This window comes from Nocardia sp. NPDC049149, from assembly GCF_043197455.1.
Taxonomy (GTDB): domain Bacteria; phylum Actinomycetota; class Actinomycetes; order Mycobacteriales; family Mycobacteriaceae; genus Nocardia.
The window spans coordinates 264,387-280,168 of sequence record NZ_JBICTD010000002.1; the positions used below are offsets into that span (position 1 = coordinate 264,387).

16 protein-coding genes are annotated in these 15,782 nt (G+C 63.3%); 9 read left to right on the forward strand and 7 right to left on the reverse strand.

From position 1 onward, the window contains the following. Positions 1–45 precede the first annotated feature (45 nt). Complete coding sequence (locus ACGFNJ_RS06890; RefSeq protein WP_393444290.1) at positions 46–1,011, reverse strand: sterol desaturase family protein; 966 nt, start codon at positions 1,009–1,011, stop codon at positions 46–48. A gap of 1,758 nt (positions 1,012–2,769) precedes the next feature. On the opposite strand from ACGFNJ_RS06890, the gene ACGFNJ_RS06895 reads away from it, so the two are divergent. After that, positions 2,770–3,717 carry a RimK family alpha-L-glutamate ligase gene (locus ACGFNJ_RS06895; protein ID WP_393444293.1) on the forward strand — a complete coding sequence of 316 codons (948 nt, stop codon included), beginning with the start codon at positions 2,770–2,772 and terminating at the stop codon, positions 3,715–3,717. 237 nt (positions 3,718–3,954) lie between these two features. On the opposite strand, the gene ACGFNJ_RS06900 is transcribed toward ACGFNJ_RS06895, so the two are convergent. Both ACGFNJ_RS06900 and ACGFNJ_RS06905 read right to left on the reverse strand, forming a co-directional pair. Further along, positions 3,955–5,139 carry a lipase family protein gene (locus ACGFNJ_RS06900; protein WP_393444296.1) on the reverse strand — a complete coding sequence of 395 codons (1,185 nt, stop codon included), beginning with the start codon at positions 5,137–5,139 and terminating at the stop codon, positions 3,955–3,957. Positions 5,140–5,613: 474 nt separating this feature from the next. Beyond that, a complete protein-coding gene (locus tag ACGFNJ_RS06905; RefSeq protein ID WP_393444298.1) occupies positions 5,614–7,614 on the reverse strand; it encodes a TPM domain-containing protein in 2,001 nt (666 codons plus the stop codon). A gap of 417 nt (positions 7,615–8,031) precedes the next feature. On the opposite strand from ACGFNJ_RS06905, the gene ACGFNJ_RS06910 reads away from it, so the two are divergent. The 7 genes from ACGFNJ_RS06910 (at position 8,032) to ACGFNJ_RS06940 (ending at position 11,813) form a co-directional block, all read left to right on the forward strand. After that, positions 8,032–8,619, forward strand: coding sequence for a TetR/AcrR family transcriptional regulator (locus ACGFNJ_RS06910; RefSeq protein WP_393444300.1), 588 nt, complete (start codon positions 8,032–8,034; stop codon positions 8,617–8,619). A gap of 271 nt (positions 8,620–8,890) precedes the next feature. Next, entirely contained in the window at positions 8,891–9,712 is an 822-nt protein-coding gene (locus ACGFNJ_RS06915; protein WP_393444303.1) for a VOC family protein, read from the forward strand. Between the two features lie 68 nt (positions 9,713–9,780). Then, complete coding sequence (locus ACGFNJ_RS06920) at positions 9,781–10,155, forward strand: nuclear transport factor 2 family protein (protein WP_393444305.1); 375 nt, start codon at positions 9,781–9,783, stop codon at positions 10,153–10,155. A gap of 62 nt (positions 10,156–10,217) precedes the next feature. Beyond that, a complete protein-coding gene (locus ACGFNJ_RS06925) occupies positions 10,218–10,601 on the forward strand; it encodes a VOC family protein (protein WP_393444307.1) in 384 nt (127 codons plus the stop codon). Positions 10,602–10,670: 69 nt separating this feature from the next. Next, positions 10,671–11,054 carry a VOC family protein gene (locus tag ACGFNJ_RS06930; protein WP_393444309.1) on the forward strand — a complete coding sequence of 128 codons (384 nt, stop codon included), beginning with the start codon at positions 10,671–10,673 and terminating at the stop codon, positions 11,052–11,054. Positions 11,055–11,066: 12 nt separating this feature from the next. After that, positions 11,067–11,387, forward strand: a complete 321-nt coding sequence (locus ACGFNJ_RS06935) for a DMT family transporter (RefSeq protein WP_393444311.1) — start codon at positions 11,067–11,069, stop codon at positions 11,385–11,387. A 30-nt stretch (positions 11,388–11,417) separates the two neighbouring features. Beyond that, positions 11,418–11,813, forward strand: coding sequence for a PPOX class F420-dependent oxidoreductase (locus ACGFNJ_RS06940; RefSeq protein ID WP_393444313.1), 396 nt, complete (start codon positions 11,418–11,420; stop codon positions 11,811–11,813). Between the two features lie 7 nt (positions 11,814–11,820). Here ACGFNJ_RS06940 and ACGFNJ_RS06945 read toward each other — a convergent pair whose 3' ends face one another. Together ACGFNJ_RS06945 and ACGFNJ_RS06950 are read right to left on the reverse strand one after the other, a co-directional pair. Continuing rightward, positions 11,821–12,153 (reverse strand): TfoX/Sxy family protein, encoded by a 333-nt coding sequence (locus ACGFNJ_RS06945; RefSeq protein ID WP_393444315.1) that lies wholly within the window; start codon positions 12,151–12,153, stop codon positions 11,821–11,823. 24 nt (positions 12,154–12,177) lie between these two features. Beyond that, a complete protein-coding gene (locus tag ACGFNJ_RS06950; protein WP_393444317.1) occupies positions 12,178–12,966 on the reverse strand; it encodes a VOC family protein in 789 nt (262 codons plus the stop codon). A 94-nt stretch (positions 12,967–13,060) separates the two neighbouring features. Here ACGFNJ_RS06950 and ACGFNJ_RS06955 point away from each other — a divergent pair, with 94 nt between their 5' ends. After that, complete coding sequence (locus ACGFNJ_RS06955; RefSeq protein WP_393444319.1) at positions 13,061–14,044, forward strand: helix-turn-helix transcriptional regulator; 984 nt, start codon at positions 13,061–13,063, stop codon at positions 14,042–14,044. 37 nt (positions 14,045–14,081) lie between these two features. Here ACGFNJ_RS06955 and ACGFNJ_RS06960 read toward each other — a convergent pair whose 3' ends face one another. Together ACGFNJ_RS06960 and ACGFNJ_RS06965 are read right to left on the reverse strand one after the other, a co-directional pair. Beyond that, complete coding sequence (locus tag ACGFNJ_RS06960) at positions 14,082–14,669, reverse strand: hypothetical protein (RefSeq protein ID WP_393444321.1); 588 nt, start codon at positions 14,667–14,669, stop codon at positions 14,082–14,084. A 476-nt stretch (positions 14,670–15,145) separates the two neighbouring features. Beyond that, positions 15,146–15,547: a hypothetical protein gene (locus tag ACGFNJ_RS06965; RefSeq protein ID WP_393444323.1), complete on the reverse strand. Its 402-nt coding sequence runs from the start codon at positions 15,545–15,547 to the stop codon at positions 15,146–15,148. Between the last annotated feature and the right edge of the window lie 235 nt (positions 15,548–15,782).

Below are 15,782 nucleotides of genomic sequence, written 5' to 3' on the forward strand. Positions count from 1 at the left end.
CAAGGCCCGAGATCGAGACCGTGCGTTCCCAGACCGTGCTCTTGTTCAAATTTGGCTGCGGACCTTGTGCCACAGATTGACGAACGGCCGCGTGTAGAGCATTGCGATGCTGGTGTACTGGTTGTTCTGTTCGGTGCTGCCCAGCCCGTAGTAGATCGGGCGTTCGCCACCTGGAATGACGAGGGTTCCCGCCATCCAGTCCCACAGCGCGAGCAGGCCCCCGTAGTTCGCGTTGTAGTCGGCGCTGTCGCCGCTGTGGTGTATCTGATGATGGGCCGGGCTGTAGAGGATTCGGTTGAGCCGGGGACCGAAATGTATCCATACGTGGGAGTGTCGGAGCGCGGCAAGCAGGAATGCTCCGCTGCCTATGGCCAGGACATTGGAGCCCAGCCAGGACAGCACCCGTACCGTGCCCGAGGAGAAGTACCCGGCGCTGCCGAGGACGATGCCCGAGAAGACGACCCCGGCGGTGGTGGTCAGGTAAAGCTGCACCGGGTGGGCGCGAAAGCTAGTCAGTGGATTCAACTCGGTTGCCGAATGATGGATCTTGTGGAACTCCCACAACCACGACACCCGATGCATCAGCATATGGAAAAGAAAGAAGGAGAGATCGGCCGCCATGAAGACGAGGACGGTCACCACCGTGCTGGCGAGAAATCCGCCGTTGATCAGGTATAGACGAGGTTCCTGGAGCAGCCACGCCCAGCCCGATTCCACCGCATGGGGAACCTGCCGGTACCAGGGATCACTGTAGGTATACAGCAAGGTCATCAAAATGATGTTTGTGAAGTAAAATCTGATATCCAGCCCTCCTGACCGGCCGCGCAGTGCACGCTGGAAGGTCACGTAGCTGATCAGGCTCTCATCCCGCGGCTGACGCCGGTATGCCCATATCATGACGACCAGCAAAAAAGGGTAGAACAAGACACCGACGTCGAGGTTCGCGCTGAGTATCATCCGAAATGGCTGAATTGCAGCATTCCACAATGCGTCGACGACAGACCAAATCATCGCCGATACTCCAATCCAAAAGTCAAGGGCCCGGGCTGGCCGAGCCCTCGCGCGACTCGGCAAGGATTTCTGGCGGGCAACGACGGACCCGAATTTCGCGCTTTCAGGTCATGTGTACCCAGGTTGCCGTCGTGAGCGACCGCTATTCACAGAGTCCGAGGGTTCGGCGCGGGTCTGCGATACCTGGACAAGGAGCTGAGCGCGGTCTGGCAGCATCGGATGTCCGCTGGCCAGCGGCTATGCCGCTGGCCAGCGGATCGTCAACAACAGATGGGCCCGGAGTAAAGGCCACCGGAGAAATTGCCGACGGGCTGTTGGTGAGTGGTGGAATTTGCGGTCGCGCTGAACCCGAAGGCTCCGACGGCGGCCAAAGCCACGGCCACCGAGGCAACAACTTTTCTTGTCTTAGCGGAGGTTATGGTGATCATGATCAGTTCCTTCCCGGATCTTTATTCGCCCTCGAGCTTGCCGACGCACCTTCATCGTCGAGGACGGTCCTGAATATACGCCGTCGAGCGACATTGTCAATCTTTAAACTACAACAAACAACGCCTTGAGTTACCGGCGACTTTGGGTGCATCAGAAAACGCCTGAGGGCAGGTGGCTACGCCTTCGTTCTCGATGAAGGCACGCGATTAGTTCGCACTGCATTAAATTGTCGAACTGCATCGCAGATCGACGCCATGGCTTCAGCGTGCGTGGCCGCGCCAGTGAATTCCGACGTCACTCGTCGGTGAATGCCGAGATCGGCTACAGAGGGTCGAATACCGCTAGATCGATGAAATGCGACCGCATTCAATCGGCGTTATCAGTTCTCAGGCGTGCCTATCGGTAATGGGTCCTCGCCGTCCCTGGTGTGCGTTGGCTGGCGTCTGCCAGAGCAGCGCGCGGGGGCTCCGAACCGTTCAGTCGCTGCAGGTTTTGGGCCATCCCGAAGTGAGTGTCTTCGTGGTTGAGTTGGTCGCGATGCCGGGCTGGATGCGAGGTGATCGTGCTCCGAGGGAACGTTGGCAGGACATGTGGATCGGCGGTTCCCAGGGTGGTTGGTTGTCTAGCTTGCATGGGTCGTCACTACCGGGCCGCTCACCTCCCAAATTGCCAGATCATTGCTCCTGGGCTGATTATGGCCGACTCGGACACCTGTTCTCACCAGCGAGAAGGCTTGCCGGGCATCGCAGTGTATGAGAACCGTCGACGGGTTGGGGACCAGACCGTATGCGCTTCGCCAACGAAGTCCAGGTACTTGTCGCGAGCTGGCTCTGACCGTGCAACCCGGTACCCAGGATCCGACCGCCTGCTTCAGCACAGAACCAGCACCTGCACCAGCGAAGACAACGGCCGCACGAAACAGATCTTGCTCTGCGTACGTGAACCTGTCCGCGACTTCCGGATCGCTGTCAACGCGCGATTGCATCACCGCGGCGGGACTGGCGGTATCACGTGGTGGGTGGTTCGCCGACGCACTGTTGGTTCGGTTTCAGATCGAGCTTGGTGTTCTATTGATCCGTTGATCCCGAGCCAGGAGCACACCCGAGGGATCGCGACGATACTGGCGGTGGACAGCCGACGACGAGACCGGTGCCACCGGCGTTGACCTGCCGCCCGGCGAGCACGTCGAACTGCGGCTCGGCGCCGCATCCGTTGGCTTGTTCGGTCGACGCAACCGAGTTCGACGAATCACCACGGTAACCTCGCTCAGGTGTGGTCAATTGGGCAGCACATCGTCGAAAGTGGTGACCCGCCTTGCCTTTCCAACCCGTGGACGCACCATCCCATGCGGGCGTGCGCGGCGAAGTCGTCTTGCTGACCGATCACAGCTCGCGGGAAGGCAGCGGTGCGGTCTTGGCGACCGCGATCGAGGCGCTCACCGGCCACCCGCCCGCATTGCTGGACGCTCGGCACTTCATGACGGACTCCGGCGCTGTCCGCGTCGATGGCGGCAGGCTCGGATTCGAGATGCCGGACGAAAACCGAACAGTCGCACCGTCTGTGGTGATCATCTACGAGATCCCGCCCACCCGGCGCAGGGCTTTCGAGGGATTCCAAGGGTTGTTGCGACGCCACGGCGTCCGATCGCTTGGCACCGACACGCAAGCCTGGCGTGCGGCGACCGAAAAGGACATCACCGTGGAAGTCTTTGCCCGCGAGGGAATTCCGCATATGCAGACGATCGGGTTGACGCGGCCGACGCCGCAGGAGGCGTGCTCGGCGTTCAATCGTCTCGGTGGGAATGTCTGGGCCCGACCGAATGTCGGCATGGGCGGTAACGATGTCTTCCACATCACCACCCGCACGCGACTGTTGGAGGCGTCCCGGTACTACGCCGAAACCGAGCAGAACTGGCTAATCTCCAGAGACGCCGAGAATTTCGACAGCACAGGGCGGCGTCACCAGTTTCGGGTCGTCGTGTTGAACGGACAGATCCTGCGCGTGTGTGAACACATACAGGCCGATGACGACGCGCCGTGCAATGAAGGCCAGGGCGCGGTCTCGACCGAACTATCTGCCGACGAACTACCAGCCGAACTGGCGCAGCTGGCGGTGTCAGCGACCAAGGCCCTCGGACTGCCGTTCGCAGGCGTCGACCTCGTCCCCGAGAGTGGCGGAGTGGTCTTCGAGGTCAACGTGCACCCGACCATAGCTCCCGGCAACAGCCTTGCCACCGTTGCCATCCCGTACGTCGCGGCACACCTTGCAGCCCGGTGACAACCGTGCGAGCAACATGGCCTCCGGCACACGCCGAACCTTGGGATCGGCTCGCTGAGTCGATATGGCATGTGGTCGACGATGCGCGCCATATCCGCGAGCCAGTTCCGGGTGACGGTCAGTCCGATCGACTTGCCGCCGCCATCCCACTCGTCGAAGTCGAACGCGGAACGCCGATAGTCCCCGCCAGAAGCATTCCTCGGCAGCCCATCGCCGGAGTCGAGCAGACGTGGCGGGTCAGGCGAACAGGCGAGCGACGAACGGCAGGCTGTCGGGGAGGGAACCGAGGACCGTGGCGAGGTGATCTTTGTCCGGGTAGATATGGACATCGAGACGCGCGCCGTGAGTTTCGAGATCGGCGATCAGTTTGGCGGTCATCTCAGGGAACACGTCTTGATCCTGCAGACCTTGGCCGATAAACAGCGGCCGGTCGTAGCCGAACATCGGTATGTCGAACACCTCGTGGGCGATGGCCGGAAAATCGCCTTCCGATACCGGTCGTGTGACCATCTGCTTGACCTCGACGCCATGGGCGCGTGCGGCCAGATCGTCGAAACACAGCGTCTTGGCGGCCTCGACCATGTCTTTGCCGACAGGAGTGAGGTAGCTGTCCACGTCGAGTGCGGGCCGGGCCGCCTTCAACCCGCCCACGATGTAGGCCCCGTAGGCGGTGGTGTGCCAGTTGTGCAGATCAGGCGCTTGCGGTTGGGTGAGCAGCATGGGCAGCTCGGCGATCTGGGAGGCGGGGCCGGTGGCCACCGCGCCGCGATAGTCGAGGTCGGGGGCGTAGCTGGTGGCTAGTGAGGCGGTGAACACCGCTGCCCCGCCGCCCTCGGACGCGCCGATGGCGACCCATTTGGTCGACAGCGAATCGTCGACCGCGCGGGCGGCGCGCACCATGTCGATGGCAGCGTATGCCTCGGCGTGGCCATCGAGGAAGGGCTGCAGACGCGGCGAGCCCACTCCGATGTAGTCGGTCGCGACGATGGCGTAGCCCTGCTTCATCCAGGTGGCCAGGTACGTCATCTCGATGTCGATGCGGCCGATGATCGTGGGTGCGCAGTCGTCGCTGAGACCTGTGGTGCCGTGTTCCCAGGACACCACCGGCCAGCCACCCCTCGGTGGTGTGCCCGCCGGAATGAAGATCGCGCCGGTCGACAGGGCTGGCGTGTGGTCGGAGGTTTGCGTCCAGTAGGTCAACCGCCGCGCCGTGCCCGTGCCCTCGATCCACAAGTCCCGCGACAGCGCGTCGGTACCCACCACGGTTCCCGGCGTATCCGCGGGCGGTTCGGCCGACCCACCCACGGCCAACGGACCGGCCAGCAGAACCGCCGCGCTAAGGGCGATCAGCGTACGGCGCATGGTGACACCACTCCTCTCGCTTGTTTTCCGATCGTTCAGCACTTTCTCGACGAACGTCATCACTTTTCGATCGACTCGAATGTGCAGAGACGGCGGCTCGACAAATCAACCTGTTTGAGGCCAAACCGACGAAAGAAAAATAGGGCAGCAGGAGCTGAGTGTACTCCGATATCGGGCAGGTGCAGGATTTTCATTTATAAGCAGGAAGGAGAGCAAGAATGCGACCGAAGGTTCTCGACACCGCCGAGTACGAAACTGACTGTTCATGCGATTCAGCACTTCTCGCCAGCCGTATAGTTTACGCAGAGTTCCTTGCCGTGTTTCCGCGCAGAAGGATTGTTCGCTACGCCATTTCCAGTCCCGCATTCGACCGGGTGCCACGAACCGAAAAGCTCTGCGATAGCGAGGGTTTGCTGCACCTCGGAGCTTGCTATGAGGGTCGGAGCCGTTCATCGGCGGAAAGCTCGCCCGGTATCGGAGAACAGCGGGGCGAAAGTCCACAACTGCGCAGCCGAGGTCGGCTGACATCTCGGCTCAGAATCGTCCCCCGCGGCTGATTCGGCCGGAGCTACCGGAGCCGCCGAACGACCCTGGGCCCCAACCGGAGCTGTCGGAGTCGTCGTCCACGCCGAGCAAACCCTCGACGACCCCTTCGATGAGAACACCCGCGAGTACCGCACCGAAATTGACCAACCGCGGAACCGATTGCCGGGCCCGCCATTTCCCCACGCTCGACTGCGCCGTGTGCAGGGCTCGGCCGGCCGAGTCGACGGCCCGCTCGGCATGCCGCAGTGCCCGTTGCGGATCGGTGTTCGCCAGCGTGTGCGCGCGATCGAGATGACGCCGGGCCTCGGCGAGCCGTGTCCGCGGCGCCGCGTCGACGCCGCCTCGGCGAGTGGCGACGTAATCGGCGGCGGCCTGTACCCGACCGTCCGCGGCGGCGAACGCCTGATCGAGGCGGCGCTGTAGCTGTTGGTCGGCGAGCGTGTGATCCGTCGCCGCCGCCAACGCATGATCCAGGGCGACAGCACGGGCTACCACCTTCTGGAAGGCTCCGAGCGGGTCGGTCTGCCCACTCGCCGCGGCGCGCTTCACCGTTTTCCGCGCGGCAGCCACTGCCTTCGACAACTCCCGATCGCTCGGGCTCGACAGCGTCGCCGCCGAATCCACTGCCTGACTCAGCTCCTCGATCGCGCCGGGCAGCCCGGCGCGCGCCTGCTCGATATCGGTGGCCGCGCTGTCGACCGCGTCGAGCAGGGTCCGGCCTGCCGCGATCGCCGACTCGGCGCTGCGAATCGCCGCCACTGCCGCACCCTGCTCCCCTACCGGCCGGGCTACCGCGGTGCGCCCGTCCTCGATCTTGCTTTGCGCGAACGAGATTCGCTCGCGCGCCATAGTGACGTTCTCGCGCACCGACGCGATCACCGAGGCCGGATACTCGCGAACCAGCCGTGCCAGGAGGTCTTCCGAACGCGGTGTCCTGGCGGTCAGCTCCACCACGTCACGGGTCAGCGCGTCCAGTCGCTGAGGGGCATCGATCAGCAGATTGCGCATCGCATCGAACTCGGCGACCTTGGCATCGAGTTCCCGATTGGCCCGCCCACAGGCCGAGATCAGGTCCACCAGTAGATCGCGGCGCTCGTCATGGGTTTCAGGGAAATCGTCGTCGAGCCGTTGGCGAATCGAAAAGGCATGTGCGATAGCGTCTTTTGCGCCGTCAACTGCGGCAGCGAACGGTGCGGTGGCGGTCGCGCCGAACTCGTCGGTGGCCAGCCGCAGTTCCTCGACGCTGGTGCGAATCGCATTGTCGACGTCGACCAGGATCTCCTTGGACCGGATGTCGAGAACATCGGGATCCAGCTCACCCAACCGCACGGTGTCGGCTGGGTCGATCTGCCGGACCGCGACCAGCCCAGCACGGTCCCGCGCGATGCGCCGCCACCGATACAGCAGCACCAGACCCGCGATTACTGCCACAACCAGCACGACGATCACCACGACCGGCCACAGATCCGAATCCCCGGAATCGCTCATCACCCGCGACAATCCCTCCGCCGCAGCGATTCCCGCCTCGGCCCACTGCGCCGTACGCAACCGCGGCTCCACCTGATCGCGCAGCAGCGACTCCACTTCTGCATCGCTGACCGACGACGGCCGGGTGCCGGTGAGCGCATAAGCTCGATCGGTGACCGCAATCGACAGCAGTAGGTCACGATCACCGAACCCGGACGCCGCGACCGTACGGTCCCCCCAGGTCTGCGGGTCGAGTCCGCCGAAGTCGCGCACGTAGACGATCCACAACCGCTCCCCCTGCGCGTCGTAGAGTTCGTCCACGGCCTTTCCCACCCGATCACGCTGCCCACCATCGAGCACTCGTGCGACATCGGCGACGGGTAGCGGCAACCGAAACGGCTCCTCCGCCGCGGCCGTCGCCGACCGTAACCCCGCCGCGCTCGACAACAGGACCGACAACGCGGCGAACAGCACCAACAGCAGCGACCCCACGCGGCGCGCCCTTGACAACGGTGTCGACATCTCACGAATGTAGCTGCACAGATGCTGACAACAGAGAAACGCGCCAGTGCCTATGACCCGCGCCTGCTACAGCGCGGTCAGAGTCCACAAACCTCCGTAGCCGGGAGTGTGCCATTGGGCAATCGTGCTTGCATGAAGACGTGCCCGACCCTGTCCACGCGAAGACACCCACGCCGTCCCGCAGCCGATGCCTGCGCTGCGAAAGTTGTTCGCCGTCACGGGTATCGGACCCGTTGGCCGAGCGCCCTGCGGTTGGCGGCGACCTTCGTACTGCCCGCGTCGATCGCCGAGACGCTGGGTCAGGGCGAGCATGTATTCGGCATCATGACGGGCACCTGACTGGACGAGCTACCCGCTGGGGGTGGTCGGCAGAGGTAATGTTACGGACGTTCGTACCAATGCCGAATAGGGAGACCGATGAGTTCACACAAGACGACGGCGACGGGCCGTCGGCCGCGGCGGCACGACCCGGATCGGGCCGAGCGCATCGCGGAGGTGGTGGAGGAGCTCATCGCTGAACGTGGGATCGAGGGACTCAGTCACCGGGCGATTGCCGAGCGGGCCGATGTCTCGCTGAGCTCGACGACCTATCACTTCAAAGACCGCGAGGCATTGATCCGGGCTGGCCTGCAGCGCACTGCCGATCGGTTCGCCGAGTACATGGCGGGGTGGGCTGCCGAGCATGCGCACGATACTCCGGCGCAACTGACCGACGCCCTCACCGATGCCGTCCTGTATTGCTGCGGCGAGGGCCGCACCGCCTCGACGGTGGAGTACGAACTGTTTCTTGCCGCGCTTCGCCGTCCCGAATTGCGTGATACCGCAGCGCGATTGGAGCAGGAAGGGACTGCGGCGATGACACCGGTCGTCGGGCCCGTCGCCGCCGCCGCTATCCAGGCGGTAATGAACGGCCTGTGTCTGCAGGCTATGACCTCCCCCGCGCCACCGGCCCGCGCGGAGATCCGGCAGGTCATCGCCTACGTCGTGGACGCGAAACCCGCCTGACCGAATACCTGGCCAATTGTGACCTGCATCTCTTCTTGCGCATTCATTGGTACGGACGTCCGTAACAATGAGCTAGGATAGCTGAACATTCGCGGTCGTCGACCGATGGCCGGACGGACAGCTCAACGAGGAGGTGCGGCTCATGAGCAACGAATCTGTGCACCCAACCGGGTGGCAACGAGTACTTCTCTCCGCCCTGGTCATAGTGAGCATCACGGTTGGTTCGGCAGCGTGTGCCCGTGACACGGTGGTCCCGTCTCCCATTTCGTCAGTGACGTTGATCGACGTCACCTCCGCCGATATCACTCGCGATCGGCCTTTCTACGAGAACGCCTTCGGTTGGACGCTGGCGCAGGACTATCCGCACTACCCGATCCTGACCGCGGGCAACGGCCCCGAGATGGGAATCGCCATGCTCGGCAACCCAGAGGCGGGGGCGGTCGAACCGCTCTACCGAATCGGTAAGGTAGTGGTGTTTTTCGGTGTTGCAGATGTGAAAGAGGCACTGCGCAAGGCCGATCGGCTCGGCGGGAAGGTGCTACACGCCGAACGTGCGGTACCCACCGGCGGCTCGTTCGGGGTATTCCAAGACCCTGCGGGGAATGCCATCGCAGTGGTGCACGATGACCGCAACCGCCCGGCGTACGGTACTCCCGCAACAACGGTGACCGCTGGCCGCGAGGTTGATCCCGCTGCGCTCGTGGCGATTTCGACACCGGATGTGGACGGCACTCGACGGTACTACGAGCAGCTGTTCGGTCTGCGGCTCAAAGAACAGTCTCCCGGATACCCGATTCTCACGGCGGGAATCGGCCCGGATATCGGAATAGCCCGCGAAGGTAACCCGGAAGCCGGGCCAGCCGAACCGCTGTATCGGGTAGGCAAACAGGTTGTGCTGCTGCACACCTGCGATATCGAGACCAGGTTGCGCGCCGTCGAACAGGGCGGTGGAAAGACCTTCCTGCCGAGGACGCCGCTCGAATCCGGTGGTGCGTACGCGTTTTTCACCGACCCCAGCGGCAATGCCATTGGCCTGCTGGAACGCCCGGCCGCCCAGACTCCGCAGGAGTGTTCCGCTATCAGCGGCCATTAGCGCCCGCCTGCATTCTCCAGGTTTAGCGCTGTCGGCAATCGGATTGACGACAATTGAGGAGGTAGACCATGAGTGCTGAGAAGCTCGTTGACGAATGGGTGAGGCTGTACAACGACCAGGATTTCCGCGGATTGGCGTCGATGTACACCGATGACGTCACCTACGCGTGCGGGCCGTTCGGGCTGGTCTTTGCTGGGCGAGACGCCTTTGTAGAGCATGTGCAGGAGTACGGCCGCGCTGTCCCCGATCGAAAGCTGACCGTGACCCGAATCATCGGCGAAGGTGCAGTGATCGCGGTGGAATACGACTTTGCCGGGACCAGCTCCGGGCTACTTCCAGTCCTGCCCGCAGCAGGAGAGCCGATCAGCACAACTTTCTGCACAGTTCTGCAACTGCGCGGCGGCCGGATCGCCGGGCAAGAGGACTACCTCGGCGGGCGATGATCCCGCACGAATCCGACACACATTGTTCCAGCGAATACCCCCGAACCCGAAGGAGATACACCATGAAGATGCGTCGAGTATGCCCGCTGATGATCGTGACCGATAGCGCGGCGACGCTGGATTGGTACGCCGAGCGCGGCTTCGATGTCGTGCGCGACCTCGCCCCCGACGACCTGCATTTGCTGGTCAAAGACGGCGAGGCCGTCGCTCAGGTCATGGGCGCCGGCGAGGCACACGCATTCATGCCGCAGCAAGCCGATATCCCGATCGGCACCATGTCCGGCTGGCTGTACATGAACCTCGACAACACGGCGTCGTTCATCGACTCCATCATCGATCGCGTCGAGGTGGTCAAGGATGTGCAGTTCGACTTCGGCCGCGTCTTCTACTTCAAAGACCTCAACGGCTACATCATCGGCGTCAACCAGATCTTCAACCTGGACTGACCGCGATCGACATCGCCGTGACCGGATCGGCATGGCGGGAGCCATATTTCGACGAAAGGAACGACATCGATGACTGGAATCGCCACGCTGGCGACCACGGCGATCATGTGCGACGAGCCGGTGCGGCTCGCCCGCTTCTACGCTGCCGCACTCGACTGGACGGTGTTGACCGCACAGCCGGAGTTCGCGTGGATATCGGCCGAACAGCACAGCGGCACTGGGCTTGTCTTCTGTCGCTCGCGTGACTATCAGGTGCCCAACTGGCCCGACGATGAATTGCCCTTCCACATCGATCTCTATGTCGACAGCATCGACGACGCCGAGCAGCGCCTGATCGAACTCGGTGCCACAAAGCCCGCATTCCAGCCGAACGACTATGGCTCCCTGGTCATTCTGCTCGACCCATCGGGGCAACCATTCTGTATCAGCCCGACGCCGAGCCGAGCAGAGTAGCCGGGGCAGGCCATGACATGGCTATTCATGATCGGCGCGATCCTGTTCGAGGTGTTCGGCACGACCTGTATGAAGCTGGCCGACGGATTCACCCGACCACTACCGACATTGGGAATGGCGGTGGGATACTTCGGCGCCTTCGGTCTGCTGACGCTCGCGCTGAAAGAGCTGCAGGTCGGTTTGGCTTATGCGACCTGGGCGGGCGTGGGTACCGGCCTGGTCGCGGCGGTCGGTGTCGTGTTACTCGGCGAACCGATCTCCTTGGCCAAATGCGCGGGAATTCTTCTGGTTATCAGCGGTGTAGTAGTGCTCAATCTCTGTGGCGCGCACTGACGGAGCCGTCAGTCACGAAGGAGTCCAGCTGTGTGTGACGCGTTCACCGAACTCGGCGACAGGCCCTACATCTACCTCACCCATTACCGCAAAGACGGCACGCCGGTGGGGATCCCCATCTGGGTAGCCCGCGACGGTGATCACCTCGTGGTGTGGGTGGAAAACATCGACACTTGGAAAGTCAAACGGATGCGGCGCAATCCGAACGTCACCGTGGCGGCCTGCGACCTGCGCGGCAATCACCGCGGACCGGAAATAGCCGCAACCGCAGAGGTACTCGATATGGACGGCACCGAGCAAGTTCGCCACTTGATCGCCGAGAAGTATGGCCTGCGTGGACGTTTCGCCCTCTACGCCAACCGAATACTGCGCGGCAAAAACACCTCGGTCGGCATCGCCATCAGGCGCACCCTGGCGGCCGACTGATCGGTCACTATTTCGGTGGGAGTTCGAGGACTGCCTCCCAGGCATCGGCCAGCCAGTGGTCGAGGGCGTCGTCGTCGAGCACTTCACCGGCCACGTAGAGGCAGTCCTTCGCCGGTGGGCGTTCGCCGACGGTGTAGGGCCGGGCGCCGGGTTGGGTCATCAGCGCGATGAGCAGGTCCTCCGGGGCGATGCGGACCCAGAGGTCATCGCCGTATACCCCGGCAATCATGTGCCCGTTGGTGAGAAATGCCAAGCCGCCGAACATCTTTCGCTCGGTGACCCCGCCGGAGCTGGCCAGCCGTTCCCGGACCCGGTCTGCCAGCACGTCGTCGTACGCCATAACCTTCCGTCCTTCCAGCAGCCGTCAATCCGTGGATGTGCCCGGGCTGAACAAGCCGAAGCGGTTGCCGCGTGGATCGCGCAGGCGGGCGAAGCTGCGCCCGTCGCCGGTGGGGGCCTGCTCGATGCTAGCGCCGAGTGAAACCGCCTTTCTGGCACTCGCGGAGATATCCGCGGTCAGGAACAAATGCATGCTGTACTCCGCCGCTTCCGGGCTACCACTGAGGTCACGCAAGCCACCGGCGGGCAGCGGGGTGCCGGTGCAGACACTCCAGTACGGCCCGCCAGGCACGCTGAGATCCAGCTCGTAACGCCACCCGAGCGCCTCGGCGTAGAACGACTTGGTTGCCTCGATATCGCGGGTGCCGATCTCGAACCAAGCAGCGGATCCGGGCTTCGGTGCCAGCGCGCTCGGGTCCGGCGGCGGCGCATCGGCGGGCAGCTCGGGCGGAGTCCAGATGACAAAGACATTGCCGCGCGGGTCTCGCATGAGCGCATAGTCTCCGCCGTCGGCGGCCTTGCCCGGCGCCACGACCACCTGCGCGCCCAAATTCTTCAGCCGGGCAGCGTCCTCGGGCACGTCGTAAGAGACTGTGCCGAGGGCGACGTACTCCGCACCGCTGCTACTCGGCTCGACGTGACCCATCGGGAAGGCCGCACCCGGCGCCGTGAACAGGTGATCTGTCCGCCCACCCGGGGCGGGGATGGGAATGTAGGTCCACCCGAACAGCGAACCGTAGAAGTCCTTGATGGCGTCGACGTCGGTGCTCTCGATGTTGACCCACACCACGCTGCCAGCGGGAATCGCGTCCATGACTACCCTTTCCGTAGCTATCCGATTCTGACCGCGCCGACGTTAATAGCCATTTAGGACGCCTTTTGTCACTAATAGCTGGCAGCATGAATTCGTGACCAAAGACCTGCCCGCCAGGATGCTGCGGCTGCTCTCACTGCTGCAAACACGGCGCGAACGTTCCGGTGCCGAACTCGCCGAACAACTCGGGGTCACGCTGCGTACCATCCGCCGCGATATCGAGCGCCTGCGCGAACTCGGCTATCCGGTCGAAGGCACCACCGGCCACGCGGGCGGCTACCACCTGGCCGCGGGCACCCACATGCCCCCGCTGCTGCTCGACGACGAAGAGGCCATCGCCATCACCGTCGCCTTGAGCACTGCGTCCAGCGCGGTCACCGGCATCACCGATGCCGCCGTGCGCGCATTGGCGAAACTCCAGCAGATCCTGCCCACCCGGCTGCGTCACCAGGTCTCGGCGCTCCACGCAGCGACCACCTCGTGGGCAATGACCCGCGACCACCCCGTCGACCCCGGCACCCTCGCAGCACTCGCCGTCGCCTGCCGCGACCACGAGCGCGTCACCTTCACCTACCGAACCCGCCACGGCCACACCGGTCGCCGTCGCGTCGAACCACACGCGCTGGTCGCAGGCACCGACCGCTGGTACCTCCTCGCCTACGACACCGAGGCGCACGATTGGCGCACCCTGCGCGTCGACCGCATCACCGACCTCATGCCCACCGGTCACCGCGTCGCTCCCCGCGACCTGCCCGCCCGCGACCCGGCCACCTACGTCGCCGAATCCCTCGCACAGGCAACCGCCACGTTCCAGCTCCGTGCCACCATCGCCACCGACGCCGCCACCGTCCGCGCCCGCACCTGGATCCTCGCCGAACGGGTCCAGCCCGTTGACGAAAACACCTGCACCGTCGACCTCGCCGCAGACAACCCGCGCGACATCGCCGTCCACCTGATCGATCTCGGCGAGGCCACCACCATCAACGGTTCACCAGACCTCGCACCCCACCTGATCCGATGGGCACATCTACTGCTCGACACCGCCGAAACGCTCACCCGCCGAACAGAATCCGAATAACCGCCAAGCGGACACCACCAAGCAGCCAGCCGACGGTTCATCGAATCGCATCGCCCTGCACTCTCGTTCGGCGTAGGCCGCTATCGCGTCCGCGACTCCACTGCGCAATGGCAGCCATAGCGGAAAGCAGCGAAATCCCGACGGCGACTATCGCAGACCAGGTGAGGCTGTGGGTCGAGTACGAAACCTGGCGGAACCCGGGTGCCGGATAGTTGCCATTTCCACTTGCCCATCGGATCAGCAATCCGATCTGCGTCCCCGGATCTCGGGCCGTCCCATACGACACCACTTGCGTCAGGTCATCGCCTTTGCTGTTCAGATATAGCGCGGTGGCGATCGCGAAAATCGCAACAAAAACGGTGGCAACCATCGCCAGGCGCGCGAACGCCTCGGTACTTGCCACACTGTTGACCGCAACGCTGCACACCGCGATGACGATCGCGACGCTCGTGAGGATCCCCCATGTTCCACTGACTTTCGGGTTGGGCGCCGATGTTTGCGCCCAGAGATCGACCCAGAAGGTCGTCACGTGGATGCGGCCGAAGGCGTTTGCTTGGATCACGCCGTCCGTCCCGCCTGTGCCTGTGGTCAGCCACGGCTGGAACAGCAGGACAAAGGTGATCACGCACCCGGCCGCGACAGCCAAGTGAACCCAGTTGCCGCGGAGCACGGCTCTCAGAACGACCCGTAACTGCGCGCCATCCCATCCCCGCTGTCGTACCCCACCAGATGAGTCAACCTGTTCGTGTCGAGAATCTTTGGTCTGCCAAGGAGTGGGACGCACGATTTTCCAGACTATGATTCCGGGCGCATGGAATCCGTCAAGGAAAAGGGCTCTGCACAATAAGAATTCGTCAAAATTCTACTCCGGCCAAGGACTCGAGGGCAGCCCCGATTTCGGTCACGTCCGCAGTCGCGACGCTGCGACAATGCCCAGCATTCGGATCGACTGTGTGCAACACACCTACCGATGGTGTACAGAGCGGAGTGCTTCGGACGAGCTGGGCCGTCTGCCAATCTGCGGTGCAATTGGGCCAGAATACGCGCAGGTGCCGGGTCTCCGCCTCCGGGGAGACCCGGCACACCTCGTTGAATGCCTGATCAGCGGGCCGGACATGCGTTGTCGAGCTTGGTCAGGGCTTTCATCAAATCGGAGTTCTTGTCCTGCGGGGTCTTGATGAAAACGTCGTCAGGTTCCGAACTGACCCGATCCATCTGGTCGGCGGCGTTGCCGATGGTGCCCTTCAGTTCGCCGTCGTCCGCCTTGGACGCCACCGCAGCGAACGACGCACTGGTGCCCTTGTACACACCCTTCAATTTGGCCCTGTACTCGGGATCTTCGCCGTTCAAGGCGTCGATGTCGTCGTTGAATTTATTGGAGATCTTGCCTACCTCTACGCAGGAATCCGCGTCGCTCACCGCATTTGCGGGCGCGGCGATAACCAGGGGGTATCCACCGATCATGGTGGCGAAAGCGACCGAAGCAAGGATTGCTTTACGCATGACTCTCCTTTGATAGAAGGTGCGGACCCGCTGACCTGTGCACTGATTGGACCGACAGTCCGGCAATAGCGAGGAGGTGACAGGAAAATCACTGCTCAGCAAAATTGCTAGTTATTTGCCATGCCCAATAGTCGGCGCCTGATGATCGCATTTCTAGCACAGCAAGCGCCACGTTCCGATCAGATCGTGCCAATCACGCGACACGTTCGAAACCGCACCAACCACACCGAACCCT

What these genes read in the sequence shown, in the direction of transcription:
- ACGFNJ_RS06890 (WP_393444290.1), bottom strand. Translation starts at nt 1,011, where the DNA reads ATGATTTGGTCTGTCGTCGACGCATTGTGGAATGCTGCAATTCAGCCA.
- ACGFNJ_RS06900 (WP_393444296.1), bottom strand. Translation starts at nt 5,139, where the DNA reads ATGACGTTCGTCGAGAAAGTGCTGAACGATCGGAAAACAAGCGAGAGG.
- ACGFNJ_RS06905 (WP_393444298.1), bottom strand. Translation starts at nt 7,614, where the DNA reads ATGTCGACACCGTTGTCAAGGGCGCGCCGCGTGGGGTCGCTGCTGTTG.
- ACGFNJ_RS06910 (WP_393444300.1), top strand. Translation starts at nt 8,032, where the DNA reads ATGAGTTCACACAAGACGACGGCGACGGGCCGTCGGCCGCGGCGGCAC.
- ACGFNJ_RS06920 (WP_393444305.1), top strand. Translation starts at nt 9,781, where the DNA reads ATGAGTGCTGAGAAGCTCGTTGACGAATGGGTGAGGCTGTACAACGAC.
- ACGFNJ_RS06925 (WP_393444307.1), top strand. Translation starts at nt 10,218, where the DNA reads ATGAAGATGCGTCGAGTATGCCCGCTGATGATCGTGACCGATAGCGCG.
- ACGFNJ_RS06930 (WP_393444309.1), top strand. Translation starts at nt 10,671, where the DNA reads ATGACTGGAATCGCCACGCTGGCGACCACGGCGATCATGTGCGACGAG.
- ACGFNJ_RS06935 (WP_393444311.1), top strand. Translation starts at nt 11,067, where the DNA reads ATGACATGGCTATTCATGATCGGCGCGATCCTGTTCGAGGTGTTCGGC.
- ACGFNJ_RS06945 (WP_393444315.1), bottom strand. Translation starts at nt 12,153, where the DNA reads ATGGCGTACGACGACGTGCTGGCAGACCGGGTCCGGGAACGGCTGGCC.
- ACGFNJ_RS06950 (WP_393444317.1), bottom strand. Translation starts at nt 12,966, where the DNA reads ATGGACGCGATTCCCGCTGGCAGCGTGGTGTGGGTCAACATCGAGAGC.
- ACGFNJ_RS06965 (WP_393444323.1), bottom strand. Translation starts at nt 15,547, where the DNA reads ATGCGTAAAGCAATCCTTGCTTCGGTCGCTTTCGCCACCATGATCGGT.